This window comes from Desulfobacterales bacterium, from assembly GCA_034003325.1.
Lineage (GTDB): Bacteria > Desulfobacterota > Desulfobacteria > Desulfobacterales > JAFDDL01 > JAVEYW01.
On sequence record JAVEYW010000002.1, the window covers coordinates 232,385 to 245,531 of the forward strand.

The 13,147-nt window shown below is 53.6% G+C and carries 14 protein-coding genes; 1 reads left to right on the plus strand and 13 read right to left on the minus strand.

The window, feature by feature from the left end:
* Positions 1-179: 179 nt before the first annotated feature.
* From RBT11_03060 to RBT11_03085, 6 genes are all read right to left on the minus strand, one after another.
* Complete coding sequence (locus RBT11_03060; protein ID MDX9785732.1) at positions 180-998, minus strand: alpha/beta fold hydrolase; 819 nt, start codon at positions 996-998, stop codon at positions 180-182.
* A 36-nt stretch (positions 999-1,034) separates the two neighbouring features.
* Positions 1,035-1,592 carry a peptidylprolyl isomerase gene (locus tag RBT11_03065; GenBank protein ID MDX9785733.1) on the minus strand — a complete coding sequence of 186 codons (558 nt, stop codon included), beginning with the start codon at positions 1,590-1,592 and terminating at the stop codon, positions 1,035-1,037.
* Between the two features lie 15 nt (positions 1,593-1,607).
* Positions 1,608-3,179 (minus strand): glycerol-3-phosphate dehydrogenase/oxidase, encoded by a 1,572-nt coding sequence (locus RBT11_03070; protein MDX9785734.1) that lies wholly within the window; start codon positions 3,177-3,179, stop codon positions 1,608-1,610.
* The gene (prmA, locus tag RBT11_03075; GenBank protein MDX9785735.1) at positions 3,176-4,108 is read right to left on the minus strand and encodes a 50S ribosomal protein L11 methyltransferase; all 933 of its coding nucleotides are present in this window, start codon (positions 4,106-4,108) and stop codon (positions 3,176-3,178) included. Before prmA ends, RBT11_03070 begins: the two co-directional genes overlap by 4 nt.
* Positions 4,109-4,136: 28 nt before the next feature.
* Positions 4,137-4,466: a PilZ domain-containing protein gene (locus tag RBT11_03080; GenBank protein ID MDX9785736.1), complete on the minus strand. Its 330-nt coding sequence runs from the start codon at positions 4,464-4,466 to the stop codon at positions 4,137-4,139.
* A 118-nt stretch (positions 4,467-4,584) separates the two neighbouring features.
* Entirely contained in the window at positions 4,585-4,863 is a 279-nt protein-coding gene (locus RBT11_03085; GenBank protein ID MDX9785737.1) for a hypothetical protein, read from the minus strand.
* Positions 4,864-5,056: 193 nt separating this feature from the next.
* Between RBT11_03085 and RBT11_03090 the strand changes: the two genes are divergently transcribed.
* Positions 5,057-7,525, plus strand: coding sequence for a helix-turn-helix domain-containing protein (locus tag RBT11_03090; protein MDX9785738.1), 2,469 nt, complete (start codon positions 5,057-5,059; stop codon positions 7,523-7,525).
* A gap of 4 nt (positions 7,526-7,529) precedes the next feature.
* Here RBT11_03090 and RBT11_03095 read toward each other — a convergent pair whose 3' ends face one another.
* From RBT11_03095 to hisI, 7 genes are all read right to left on the minus strand, one after another.
* Positions 7,530-7,820 carry an HNH endonuclease gene (locus RBT11_03095; protein MDX9785739.1) on the minus strand — a complete coding sequence of 97 codons (291 nt, stop codon included), beginning with the start codon at positions 7,818-7,820 and terminating at the stop codon, positions 7,530-7,532.
* Positions 7,821-7,832: 12 nt separating this feature from the next.
* Positions 7,833-8,669, minus strand: a complete 837-nt coding sequence (locus tag RBT11_03100; GenBank protein ID MDX9785740.1) for a hypothetical protein — start codon at positions 8,667-8,669, stop codon at positions 7,833-7,835.
* Entirely contained in the window at positions 8,666-9,565 is a 900-nt protein-coding gene (era, locus tag RBT11_03105) for a GTPase Era (protein ID MDX9785741.1), read from the minus strand. The genes RBT11_03100 and era overlap by 4 nt, the downstream gene beginning before the upstream one ends.
* A 39-nt stretch (positions 9,566-9,604) precedes the next feature.
* Positions 9,605-10,192: a ribosome biogenesis GTP-binding protein YihA/YsxC gene (gene yihA / locus RBT11_03110; GenBank protein MDX9785742.1), complete on the minus strand. Its 588-nt coding sequence runs from the start codon at positions 10,190-10,192 to the stop codon at positions 9,605-9,607.
* 183 nt (positions 10,193-10,375) lie between these two features.
* Complete coding sequence (locus tag RBT11_03115; GenBank protein ID MDX9785743.1) at positions 10,376-11,518, minus strand: pyridoxal phosphate-dependent aminotransferase; 1,143 nt, start codon at positions 11,516-11,518, stop codon at positions 10,376-10,378.
* A gap of 60 nt (positions 11,519-11,578) precedes the next feature.
* Positions 11,579-12,454 (minus strand): ATP phosphoribosyltransferase, encoded by an 876-nt coding sequence (hisG, locus tag RBT11_03120; GenBank protein ID MDX9785744.1) that lies wholly within the window; start codon positions 12,452-12,454, stop codon positions 11,579-11,581.
* Complete coding sequence (gene hisI / locus RBT11_03125) at positions 12,451-12,831, minus strand: phosphoribosyl-AMP cyclohydrolase (protein ID MDX9785745.1); 381 nt, start codon at positions 12,829-12,831, stop codon at positions 12,451-12,453. The genes hisG and hisI overlap by 4 nt, the downstream gene beginning before the upstream one ends.
* Between the last annotated feature and the right edge of the window lie 316 nt (positions 12,832-13,147).

Sequence of the window (13,147 nt, forward strand, 5' to 3'; positions counted from 1 at the left end):
CGGCATAAAAAAATCGGGCCGCCTACAGCCCGATACCGTCCCCATAATAGTGAATTTCATTTGAATGTCAATGTCGACCCATATCAAAGCGTCAATCGGCAGCCGTGAATTGAAACGAAGATGGCCCGTCGCGAAGACTGTTTCGGTTGCGGGAAGAATGCGGCAACAGCCGGAACAGGTTACCGCACTGCGGACCCGGGCATGGTTTTATAGGCCAGATTCGCCACCGCCGTCATGTACTCCGACAAGGCCCTGGCAAAGATATCATTGTGATTGGCGCCGGGGATTTTCAAAAAGGTTTTTTCCTGCGACCCGGAGGCATCGTAAAGCGCCCGGCCGTCGGCAAAGGGGATAATATGGTCCAATTCGGCGTGAATAATCAATGCCGGTTTGGTAAACAGCTTTATTTTGCCTAAATTTCTAAACCCGAGGGCATCTTCATCGGCTGTAACCTCGGGCGGCGCGCCCAGCAGCGCCAACAACGGCCCCACATACGCAAAGCCGCTTTCGATGATCAGCCCGCTGATGTCATTCGAATGCGTCGCGGCAAGCTCGAGCGCGGACGCGCTGCCGAGGGACCGGCCCATCACCAGCAACGGCCCGATGTATCCGTTTGCCGAAAGCCAGGTTTTGACGAAATGAAAAATTTTGTGGCAGTCTGCCATCATGGCTGCCACCGTGGGCCGCCCGGTTGAGGTGCCGTACCCCCGGTAATCCACCGCCAGAAAATTAATTCCCAATTGGTTGTAAATCGGTCCCAGATCATCATAATCCGCAACGATTTCGCCGTTCCCGTGAAAAAAGAGAATATTGGGAGAAACCCGGTCCTTCATGTGAAAACAAGCGCCGATTTCAATCGCTTCACCAACCGGAATCTGCTGCAAGACGGCCGCACCACTTGCCGGTTTCTCTCCCGAGGCACTGCTCCTGGGGTGAAACAGAATCTGCAAAATTTCAGGTCGATCGATCAGAGAAAAATCGGTTTTGGTCGTTTCCATCTTCCTTCCCCCTTTGCCCGAGGCGGCGCAATTTTCTCATTTTAAGACCACGGCATGTGTAATGACGACCGGCGTTGTCGGCACATCCTGGCTGCCGGTCTCCACCATTTCAATGGCATCCACCACATCCATGCCTTGCACAACCTTGCCGAACACGCAATACCCCCACCCGCTCTCGGATTTTGCCGTATGATTCAGGAACGGATTGTTCTTGGCATTAATAAAAAACTGGGCCGTTGCCGAGTGCGGATCATTGGTGCGGGCCATTGCGATGGTGCCCCGACTGTTGGAAAGGCCGTTATCGGCCTCATTGTTCACGGGACCTCGCGTGTCTTTTTGGGCCATATCCGGCGTAAACCCGCCGCCCTGAATCATAAAGCCTTTGATGACCCGGTGAAAGATGGTGCCGTTATAAAACCCGCTTTCAACGTAGGATAAAAAATTTTCCACGGTCTTGGGGGCCTTGTCGCGGTTGAGTTCAAGGGTAATGGCCCCCTTGTTCGTTTCCAGCCGGACCTGGGGCAATTTGGATTCCGCAACAGCGAGAGAGGCGATCGACAACCAAAGCACAAAAGCGATGACACATCTTTTCATGTTAAGAATTCCTTTCTAGTCTGTAGCGTCTGTAATAAGATATACTGCGGCCAACTCACAAAACGATGTGACCTGTTCCGCTTCAAACTCCTTGTCCCACCCCAGCTCACGGGCCATAAACGCTGCGACCTTGGGCGCCGCAGCCATGGCGGCGCGCGCATCGAGAATCAACGCCCGAAGCCGCCTGGAGAGCACATCGGCAAGCGTTCTCGCCATTTCATATCGTATGGCCCATAAAACTTCAATATACCGGTAAGGCAAATTCGGATGAATCCCTTCTTCCAGTTCGGGCAAGGACCGGGAAAGTGTCATCAGTGCCACGGCATCCGTGCCGTAACTGACATAGGGGCTGTTTTTTCCCGGCGTATCGGTCCACCCGTGAAGCCGCAGGGTTTCGGTGCGAGACGGCCGTTGCTCAAGTCTGCCGATGGTAGCGGCCATGTCCACGGCATCCTGGCCCATTTTGCGATACGTGGTCCATTTTCCGCCGGCAATGGTAACGAGACCTGTCCGGGACACCAGCACCTGGTGCTCCCGGGAAATCACGGCGGTTTTTTCCCTGCCGGTGTTCTCAATAAGGGGCCGAATGCCGGCGAACACACTTCGAACATCTTCCGCAGCCGGGTCCTTGGACAAATATCTTGCCGCATGGCTCAGTAGAAAATCGATTTCTTCCGGAAAGGCTCTGGGTGACAGCGTTGGTTTTGAAATTGCCGTGTCGGTCGTACCGACGATGACCACATCCTGCCAGGGAACGGCGAACAAGACCCGGCCGTCATCCGTATGCGGCACCATGATCGCCGAATCGCCCGGCAGAAAATAACGGTCTAGCACGATATGGATGCCCTGGCTCGGGGATACCAGCAATCCGGTATCAGGCAAATCCATTTTTCGAATGTCATCCACGAAAATCCCGGTGGCATTGACAACCACCCGGGCTGAAATATCGTAAGTGGCGCCGGTTTCGCCATCAACGGCCGTCACGCCGCGCACCATGCCCTCTTTTTTCAGAAGCCCCGTTACCCGCACATAATTCGCCCCGCATCCGCCCAAATCGACCAGCGTTCGGGCTAACATGATCGCTAACCGGGCATCGTCAAATTGCCCGTCGTAATAGATAATTCCGCCGCGAAGCCCCTTGGGCTCCAGCGTGGGAATTCGTTCCAGGGTCTCTTCCCGGGTAAGATGCCGCGAAGGGCCCAGCCCCAATTTCCCGGCCAGCATATCGTAAAATTTCAACCCGATGCCGTAAAAGGGTCCTTCCCACCACTCGTAATTGGGCACGATAAAGGCTTGGTGGCGCACCAGGTGCGGGGCGTTTCGAAGCAGCAGCCCCCGTTCGTGAAGCGCTTCAAGTACGAGAGAAATATTCCCCTGTTGCAGATATCGCACGCCACCGTGAATGAGTTTGGTGCTGCGGCTCGAAGTGCCCTGCGCAAAATCACCCTGCTCCAGCAACACGGTGCGGTATCCTCTGGCCGCCGCTTCAACCGCCACCCCGAGGCCGGTGGCGCCGCCGCCGATCACAGCCACGTCCCACAGAATGCTTGAATCGGAAATTTGAAGCATCATGGCGTCCCGGTTCATTCGGTCACCCTATTGTATTTTCCGGCAATGGCCACCCAGCCCTCTTGCCGTTGCTCCGTTAAAATCTCAAAGCCGATCCGCTTCATTTTATCCACCACGGCCGGGCCGTTTTTTTCAATGATGCCCGAGCAGATGAAGATTCCGCCGGGCAGGATTACCCGGGAAAGATGGTCCAGAAGGACAAGAATCACTTCCGAAAGGATGTTGGCCGCCACCAGGCTGAAACGGTTTGCCAGTCCGTTGGCCAAATCGCCGGAGGCTGCATGGAATAGATTCCTGTCGAGCCCGTTTCTTTCTATGTTTTCATTGGCCACCGTCACGGCGACGGCATCGTTGTCAATTCCCAGGGCATGCGCTGCGCCCAGTTTTGCCGCTGCGATCAGCAGAAGACCCGACCCGGTGCCGATATCCAGAAAAGAATCTCCCTCTTTCAGATACGTTTCGATCAGGTGAACACAAAGAGACGTAGTGGGGTGCGTTCCGGTGCCAAAGGCCATTCCCGGATCCAGCAGAATGATGATTTCGCCGGGTTGGGGCGAATAGTCACGCCAGGTCGGCTTGACGACGATGCGCCGGCTGATTTTGCTCGGCCAGAAAAATGCCTTCCAGGATTCGGCCCAGTCTTCCTTGTCCAGATCCTTATAGCGAATCTCAATGGCGATATCATGGCATGCGCCGATGCGTGAAAGGCGATTTTCAAGATCCCGGCAGATTTCGACGGTGGTGTCGTTTTGAGGAATGTACCCGATAACGGCATCGGGTTTTGACGGTTCCGGAATATCCGGCGCCCAGCCCTCGACCGGCGCCTCATCCGGCCCTTCGATGACAACCCCTTTAATGCCCGCATCGTAATAGGCGCTGGCAAGAATCTCTGTTGCCAGACGGCGATCCGAAGATCTGAACAATGCCTTTGCTTCAATCCATTTCATGGGGTTATGAGCCGAAAGAAAAGCACAATCAGTTAAAATCCGGGAACGATGGTTCAGCAAGAAGCTCTCGAACGGTTTTATTAAACCTGACACCGATGCCATGCGGCGTTTGACGGACTACTTCACCGGTAACCTGAATGAAGTGCTGATGACCCGGCAGTGGCAGGGTAATGGCGAGCGATTGACCCAGCACAAAGTGAATCTGCGTTTCGATAAAAATACCGCCGGCGCTGATATCCTGAACAAAATCCTCGTAGGCTTCCCCTTGAGCGGCGTAATTGACCGCCATGGACAAGGGTATTCTCGGGGCCAACCGTTTTTCAGGATTTGGCAACTTCCTCTCCTCGGTCGAGGTCATGGATATACATCCTTCAACACACGCACGGTTAGGTCATGCGACGGCTTTAACATCATTCGAATAGGTTTCTCGATATATATGCTACCACTTCCCGATCTGTCAAACCAGAAACACCCCCCTATTTTCTTTTAGGGGTAAATCTGAGAAATACCCGGTAATTACCGGAATCAATATCCTGGGGGATAGCGTACCCTTCCGGCACGAGCAGTACCAACACCCGCCCGGCCGCCGGATCATAGGCCGGCTGGCCATGACGCCGCTCCACCGGTCTGTTTCCGGACGGACGTCTTCTGGGAGGCCGAGCATTGAGCACCTTTGCTTCTATGACATTTTCCTTGGCCTCCGGTCTTTTTCCTTGCAAGTCAAGCCGCTGAGTAGCCCCGATAACGATTTCCATGCAGTCCCTCCTAAATAAAATAATTGGCTAAGTCTCATATCGGCCAATCTTACATTTCCTTTAGCGAGAAAGCCCGTTCCGTTTTTTCATTGACAAAAAGCGAATTACTATCCATGAAGATTGAGAATATTTTCGGCAGGGCTGCGTATTTTTCTCAAGTCATGAACCGGGCAACCAAAAGCGTTTGAATGAAATGGACATCCCGACTCCCGAACTCCGGATCGCCGAAGAATTTGTCCAGCATACCAACTGCCATATCTTTCTGACCGGCAAAGCCGGCACCGGCAAAACCACCTTTCTCCATTCCATTCAAAAAAAAACGCATAAACGGTTGGTGGTAACGGCTCCGACCGGTGTCGCGGCCATCAATGCCGGCGGCGTCACCCTGCATTCCTTTTTTCAGATGCCGTTTGGTCCCTTTGTCCCCGGCAGTGAAGCGCATACCGGTCGGCACAGGCTCCGGCGGGAGAAACAAAATATCATCAGAAGCCTTGATCTTCTGGTTATCGATGAAATCAGCATGGTCCGAGCAGATCTGCTTGACGGGGTGGACAGCGTTCTTAGACGCTGCCGCCGGAATGATCTGCCTTTCGGCGGGGTGCAATTGTTGATGATCGGTGACCTGCACCAGCTTCCGCCGGTGGTGAAAAATACGGAATGGCAGCTCCTGCAACCCTATTACGATTCCCCGTATTTTTTCAGCAGCACTGCCCTCGGCCGGACCGAACTGATTCCCATCGAGCTAAAACACGTCTTTCGGCAGTCGGACCCTCAGTTTATTGAACTGCTCAATTGCGTTCGCAACAACCGGCTTGACCCGCCCACCCTGCAGCGGATCAATTCCCGTCATATTCCGGATTTTTCGCCCCGGGACGGGGACGGATACATCACCCTTTGTACCCACAACAGCGGCGCGGATGCCATTAACCACACCAAGTTAAAATCCCTGCCCGGCAAAAGCCGCTTTTTTGACGCCGAACTGGGCGGGGACTTTCCGGAGTTTGCCTATCCGACCGCGGCCGGACTTGAATTAAAAATCGGGGCACAGGTGATGTTCGTCCGCAATGACATGTCGGCCGAGAAACGCTATTTCAACGGCAGAATCGGCAAAATCACCGGCATGTGGGGCGATACCATTGAGGTCCGATGCCCGGAAGATTCGGATAAAATCACGGTCGAGAAAACCACCTGGGAGAACATCGAGTACACCGTCGATTCGAAAACCGCCGAGATTTCACAAAAGGTCATCGGCACCTTCAGCCAATACCCCCTGAAACTGGCCTGGGCCATCACCATTCACAAAAGCCAGGGACTCACTTTTGATAAAGCGATTATTGACGCCCGGGCCGCCTTTGCCCATGGTCAGGTATACGTGGCCTTGAGCCGCTGTCGAAATTTCGAGGGAATGGTGCTCAGCTCCCCGCTGACACCGCTGGCCGTGAAAACCGACCCCGCCATTCGGCGCTTCGTGGCAGAGGCGGAAAACAATACCCCGTCACCGGAAAAGGTGGCCGCTGCGAAAAGCCTTTATCAGCAGCAGCTTATGCTGGAGTGTTTCAGCTTTGAGCGACTGGACTGGCTGCTTGGCCGGTTGACGGGGCTTCTTCGCGGCAATGCCGGCGTGATTCAGGTTGCGGGCAAAGACGATATTTTGAATATTCGGCAGCGGACGACGGCGGAAATCTGTGCTGTCGGTGAAAAGTTCAAGCGGCAGTTGCAGGGAATGTTCGCCGATGCGCGCCAACCGGCCGAAGATTCGGCCATTCGGGAAAGGCTTTGCAAGGCTTCCGGTTATTTTCAGGAAAAATTTGCGGTAATTTTATGCCCCTATCTTGAGACCTTCTCGGCAGAAACGGACAACAAGGACCTTCGCAAGAAAATCAACGACACCGTCAAGCAACTCAGAGAGCAAACCGCCGTGAAGCTGGCCGCGGTGCGGTCCTTACAGGACGGGTTTTCAACGGAGCGGTATCTTCGGGCGCTTTCGGTCGCGGCTATCGATGCGGGCGAGATCAAACCAAAAGCCGAAACCATCCTCTATTCCGAGGCGGACGTCGGGCACCCGGAACTCTTCGACAATCTGCGGGAATGGCGCAAGCACAAGGCAACCGGGGAAGGGGTTCCGCCATTTCAGATCTTGCACCAAAAAACCCTGGTGCAGATCGCGATCCATCTTCCCGACGCTATTTCCGCTTTGAAAAAGATCAAGGGCATCGGTCCGCGTCTGGCCGAAAAATACGGTCAAGAACTTACGGCCATGGTCGCCGAGTATCGCCGGAAACACCGGATCGAGAAGGTCTCCCTGCCCGAACCGGCCGCCATTATGGCTGAAACGGCGCCTAAAGCAGAATCCAAGGTGAAAGAAGACACCAAAAAGGTCAGCCTCCAATTGTTCGAACAAGGGTTAAGCCTAAGCGAAATAGCCGCCCGGCGGCAACTGGCAGTCGCCACAATCGAAGGTCATCTGGCCTATTTCGTGTCCAGGGGTGAGCTTAACATCGACAGACTGCTGACGAATGAAAAGCGGCAAACCATAACGCAAAAGATCGCCGATATGCCGGGAAATTCATTAAAGGAGCTCAAAACGGCCCTCGGCGATGAGTGTTCCTACGGTGAAATCAAGCTGGTTTTGGCTCACCTAAAACACCTTGAACACCCGTAAAAGGTTATTCGAGTTTCGCCAAATACTCGGCCCACTCCGTGGGGAGAAGTTGTTTTTTTTGAGTGTTGCATTCCTTGCAACAGGGTACCACGTTTCCCTTGGTGGATCGGCCGCCGCGGGCAAGGGGAACCAGATGATCCATGGTGAGTTCTTTGGGCGGCGTCGGTTTTTTGCAATAATGACATTCGCCTTTGGCAAGTTTTCGCTTCCACCACTGGGATTGGCGAAGTTCCCGGGCCTTTTGGCGCTCGGCGCGAATGGCGTCATCGTCCCAGTCGTTTAAATCAAAGTCCATTGTTCCCTTTTCTTATGTGCCCGGCAGTGATTGAAGCCATTTTTCCACCGCATCGTGAAACAATGGGTAATAGGCCTCAGATCCCCCCAGCCCCCGGCGGCCGAAAAAATAATTGATTTCAAGGAAAAGCGGTGTGGCATCCATTCGGCCCGCATTGTCGGCGCAAAAGAGAATATCGAAGCCGGCCAGGTTGATACCGGTTTTGCGGCAAAAGTCCGCCACGGCATCCTTTGCGATGGTTTGAAGCTCGGGGGTCGTTTTCGGATCGATTCGGGCGCCGGCCGATACACCGGTGCCAAAAGCGGATTTGTCCGGCATGACGCGCCAATAGGAGATGAGGCGGTTGCCGATGACGACGACCCGCAGGGATCTGCCTGCTGTGGGAATATAAGCTTGCAGCACAAATCCCCTTTGGCCGGTCTTCTCAAAGGCTTCGGCTCTGGAGAGCGCCGGTTCCATGGCCCTTTCGGATTCGATGAGAAAGACGCCCTCGCCTTCGCCGCCCCAGTCGAATTTGAATACGAGGGGATAGGCACGGGGTGGGGGTGTGGACATTTGTTTAAACTCGGCCACATTCAAAAAGATTTCTGTTGCGGGATGGGCCACCCCGGTTTTTTGAAATAACCGCGCCTGCCCGGTTTTCCCCGGAAAGTCAAACCGGGCGCTATAATCCGGAAAAACATGGCGGCAGTTGTTGCGGGCCATATCGTAAAGCGCGCGATAGCAGCCCTGGGGAAGAATGACCGCATCGGCGGCTTTGATGGCGGATAGGTCTTCCGCATTGGGCTGCCGGCCCGCGCATAACCGGTTTTCGTCTTTGATGATCAGGGGGTGAAAAGAGAGAATCATCCGTATCCGAACCGCCTCAGGGCCTTGGTGTCGCGGCTCCAGTTTTTCTGGACGCGCACAAAGAGTTTTAAAAATACACGGGTTTCAATCATGCGCTCGATTTCCAGGCGTGCGTCTTCTCCGATTTTTTTCAGCTTTTGTCCCTGCTTACCGATGATGATCCCTTTCTGGGAATCACGCTCGAGATGAATGGTGGCGTTGATGTGAACGATTTTCCCGCCGCCTTTTACCTTGTAGGAATCGACCGTAACGGCCGTGGCGTAAGGGATTTCCTGACCCGTGAGCCGAAACACCTTTTCCCGAATAATTTCAGCGACGATAAAGCGCTGGGGCAGATCCGTGAGCGTATCCTCAGGGAAAAAGGGCGGCCCCCAGGGCATGAGCGCTTCCATCTCATTCAGCAACCGATCCACCTGATCCCCGGTGGCGGCCGAAATCGGTACCACCGCCTTAAAATCAAAGGTCTTGGCCCATTTGTCGATTAAGGCCAGCAGCGCTTCCTTGGTGATGAGCTCCACTTTGTTGATGGCGAGAATGACCGGGACGGAAAGAGCGGTGATTTTTTTTAACAGTAGCGTTTCGGACGTTTCGTCCGGGTGATCCGCGTCCAGCAGCAGCAAGAGCACATCCGCATCGGCCATGGCGGACACCGCCTCATCCACGATGCGAACATTAAGGGGTTCTTTGGCCTGATGAATTCCGGGGGTATCCAGCAAAACAAGCTGTGCGTCGGGCCGGTGAATCACGCCGAGAATCCGGTTTCGGGTCGTTTGCGGCTTGGCGCTGGTGATGGATATTTTCTCTCCCAGCATGCGGTTCATCAACGTCGATTTGCCCGTATTGGGCGCTCCGACAATCGCCACGAACCCGGATTTGAATGGTTTCGTATCGTTCATAGGATCCTTAACTCAAGGTGGTTGCTCAGGCTTGACCCGTTAAGCGGACAAGCATAACGCATTAATTTTTTCCCAAACCGCATCGCGGCCCTGACGGGTTTTGGCGGAGAACAGAATCAGATTTTCCTGCGGCAGTCCGATCTCGCGGCTGATGGCCGGCAATTGTTTGCCTTGTTTTGTTTTTGACAATTTGTCCGCTTTTGTCAGGATCCAGATACTGGGAATCTGGTAAGCGGCAAGCCAGTTCATAAGATCCTGTTCCTCCCGGCCGGGTATTCGGCGAATATCCAGAAGGCTGACAACGCCCCTCAGATTTTCCCGGGAGGTCAGATAGGTCTCGATCATCGGTCCCCACTCCTTTTGAACTGCCGCGGGCACCCTGGCATATCCGAATCCGGGCAAATCCACGAAAGACAGGGCCTGGTTGATCAGAAAAAAATTAATCAACTGCGTACGACCCGGCGTACGGCTGGTTTTTACCAGATGTTTCCGATTCACCAGGGTGTTGATCAAAGAGGATTTTCCGACATTGGAGCGCCCGCAAAAAGCGATTTCCGAATGCGCCGGGGGCGGATATTGCTCCGGCTTGACGGCACTGGTGATAAATTCTGCGGATGAAATAATCATCGATAGACACCTAACCCGGCAAAGCCGGAAGCTGGGCGGCTGGACCGCTTGGCGGCCAACGACCTTCTCCAATGATACATGCTTGTTATTGCGCATGGTTCTGATAAAGGGGTTATCGAAAAGGCCTAACGCCTGCACGGGGCCATTGTGGTGAATCTGCAAGGCGGCGTCACCATATTATCATTATGATAAATTAGTTAAATAGGTCTCGAGCCGATCCATTCCCTCGCCGATATTTTCGATGGAATTGGCATAACAAAACCGGATATAGCCCTCGCCGTTTTTCCCGAACGCAATGCCTGGTGTAACCGCCACATGGGCCTTTTCGAGGATATCAAGGGACAGTTGAACCGAATCCCGGGAAAACCGTTTGGCATTGGCGAACACATAAAAAGCGCCCGTGGGCTCAACGGTGATGCCGAAGCCCATTTTTTTGAGCCGATCGATCATGAAGCGGCGTCGCTGATTGTAGGTTTCTTTCATTTGCCGAATATCCGCGTCGGCTTCGGTCAGCGCGGCAATGCCGGCCCATTGCGTCATGGTGTTGGCGGAGATGAAAAAGTTCTGATTGATCTTCTGCAGGGGCCGGACAAATTCCGGAGGGGAAATCACATATCCCAGGCGCCAGCCGGTCATGGCGTGAAGCTTGGAAAACCCGTTTAACACAAAGGCCTGGTCCGTAAATTCCAAAATAGAGTGCGCATCGCCCTCATACACCAGGCCGTGGTAGATTTCATCCGAAATAATATAGGGTGAAAAAGCGGCAATCGCCTTCATTCGGCTTTCGGACAACAGGTTTCCCGTGGGATTCGAGGGTGAGTTGATGAGAATGGCCCGGGTCCGGTCGGTGATTTTTTCTGAAATGGCCTTGGCCCTGAATTGAAACGCATCCGCTTCATACACGGGAACCGTGACCGGCTTTCCCCCCAGAAAATTGATGAAATTCGGGTAACAACAGTAGTGGGGGTCCGATAGAATGACCTCATCGCCCACTTCCAGGAGTGCGGAAAGAATGAGGAAAAACAGCGGAGAGGTACCGTTGCCGACAATGATCTGGTCCGGGCTGACGCTGACGCCGTAGGTTCGATGGTAGTGCGCGCAAATGGCTTCGCGCAACTCGAGAATACCCATGCTGTGCGTGTAATGGGTCTGTCCGTCGGCCAGTGCCCGAATGGCGGCCTCGTTGATGCACGAAGGTGTGTCAAAGTCCGGCTCCCCGACTTCCAGGTGAATGACACGAATTCCCTTTCGCTCCATGGCCTGAGCCTTTTCAAGGATATCCATGACAATGAACGGCGGAATATCTTCGGCGCGTTTGGCGATCATTTAAAGCCTATCCTCTTGAAGGTGTCGTTTTGTTCCATTCTCACTGCCGGACCATTCGGATTATACGACCTTGTTGAGCGGATATTCAATAATGCCTTCCGCCCCGGTTTTCAACAGCATCGGAATCAGATCCCGCACGACATGGGTTTCCACCACGGTTTCCACGGACAACCAGTCGCTCTGATACAGGTGCGCGATGGTGGGCGCATTGAGGCTCGGCAGCAGGGCGATCACGCCTTCCAGCTTGTTTTGGGGAACATTCATTTTGATCCCGACGAGTTTGTCGCCCAAAAGCGCGCCTTTTAACAACAGGGCGATTTGCTCGATCTTTTCCCTTTTTACCGTGTTTTTCCAGACCGTGTGATTGGCGATGAGCTGCGTGTTGGTCTGCATCAATTCTTTAATGATTTTAAGGCCGTGTGCTTTGATGGTGCTGCCGGTTTCGGTGACTTCCACGATGGCGTCCGCCAGACCCGAGACGACCTTGGCTTCGGTGGCGCCCCAGGAAAACTCGACATCGACCTGAATGTTTCTTTCCTCGAAATATCGTTTGGTGAATCCGACGAGTTCCGTGGCGATTTTTTTACCGTTTAGATCTTCCAGTGTTTTTATGGATGAATCATAAGGAACCGCCAGAATCCAGCGGGCGGGCCGGGCGCTCACCTTGGAATAGACCAGATCGGACACCACCTGAACGTCGGAGCAGTTTTCGGCGATCCAGTCTTTTCCGGTAAGGCCCGCGTCCAGCGTGCCGTTTTCCACGTACCGGCTCATTTCCTGCGCGCGGCAGATCGCACATTCAATCGAATCATCGTTTATTTCAGGAAAATAACTTCTTCCGTTGACATTGATCTTCCACCCGGAGCGCTTGAATAATTCAATGGTTGCATCCTGCAGGCTTCCCTTGGGAATTCCCAGCTTCAATTTGTCCGTCATTTTTTGTATACCTCCTCGGGGTCGAATAACGGCGCCCCAATAATTTTGATTTCTCCGTTCTTGCTCACTTGTTTATAAAAGCAGCTTCGATGACCGGTGTGGCAGGCCGCGCCGCCCACTTGCTCGACCTTCAGCAGCACGGTGTCGTTGTCGCAGTCCACTCGAATCTCCTTTACCAGTTGAACATTCCCGGAGGTTTCCCCCTTGATCCAAAGGGAGTTTCGGCTTCGGCTCCAAAAGGTTGCCTTCCCTGTTTTCAGTGTGTGCAACCAAGCAGCTTCGTTCATAAAAGCCAGCATCAATACGTCCCCGGTGCTGTGATCCTGAACAATCGCAGGAACAAGCCCTCCCATTTTGCTAAATTCAAGCATCATTATAATTTGTCCTTAGTTACGGCGTCATCAGAACCGTTATGAACCTTGAGCCGCACACATCTATGTCCATCCGGAAAGGTTGGGGTTTAATTCGGAGCGGTAACACCGGTCAGGGCCTAAAAAGGCCGTTTCCGAATGGGCACATCGAAAGCAGGAGGCCGAATATCAGCGCAGGCATTCTCAAGGCGCTATTTTCCAAAAGCATAACGCTCTTATAAAAATAGAGAAAAATAGCGGCTGACCCCATAAAAGTCAAGTTATTTTTCAGCGCGTTGTCAGCTTGCTTTAAGCGCTCATCTTTGGTAGTTTCCGCGAGTGC

Bases quoted from the DNA above. Each gene is read 5' to 3' on its own strand.
- RBT11_03100 (MDX9785740.1), bottom strand. From the start codon at position 8,669: ATGATTCTCTCTTTTCACCCCCTGATCATCAAAGACGAAAACCGGTTA.
- RBT11_03070 (MDX9785734.1), bottom strand. From the start codon at position 3,179: ATGAACCGGGACGCCATGATGCTTCAAATTTCCGATTCAAGCATTCTG.
- RBT11_03090 (MDX9785738.1), top strand. From the start codon at position 5,057: ATGGACATCCCGACTCCCGAACTCCGGATCGCCGAAGAATTTGTCCAG.
- RBT11_03080 (MDX9785736.1), bottom strand. From the start codon at position 4,466: ATGACCTCGACCGAGGAGAGGAAGTTGCCAAATCCTGAAAAACGGTTG.
- era (MDX9785741.1), bottom strand. From the start codon at position 9,565: ATGAACGATACGAAACCATTCAAATCCGGGTTCGTGGCGATTGTCGGA.
- RBT11_03095 (MDX9785739.1), bottom strand. From the start codon at position 7,820: ATGGACTTTGATTTAAACGACTGGGACGATGACGCCATTCGCGCCGAG.
- hisG (MDX9785744.1), bottom strand. From the start codon at position 12,454: ATGACGGACAAATTGAAGCTGGGAATTCCCAAGGGAAGCCTGCAGGAT.
- prmA (MDX9785735.1), bottom strand. From the start codon at position 4,108: ATGAAATGGATTGAAGCAAAGGCATTGTTCAGATCTTCGGATCGCCGT.
- yihA (MDX9785742.1), bottom strand. From the start codon at position 10,192: ATGATTATTTCATCCGCAGAATTTATCACCAGTGCCGTCAAGCCGGAG.
- RBT11_03085 (MDX9785737.1), bottom strand. From the start codon at position 4,863: ATGGAAATCGTTATCGGGGCTACTCAGCGGCTTGACTTGCAAGGAAAA.
- RBT11_03065 (MDX9785733.1), bottom strand. From the start codon at position 1,592: ATGAAAAGATGTGTCATCGCTTTTGTGCTTTGGTTGTCGATCGCCTCT.
- RBT11_03060 (MDX9785732.1), bottom strand. From the start codon at position 998: ATGGAAACGACCAAAACCGATTTTTCTCTGATCGATCGACCTGAAATT.
- RBT11_03115 (MDX9785743.1), bottom strand. From the start codon at position 11,518: ATGATCGCCAAACGCGCCGAAGATATTCCGCCGTTCATTGTCATGGAT.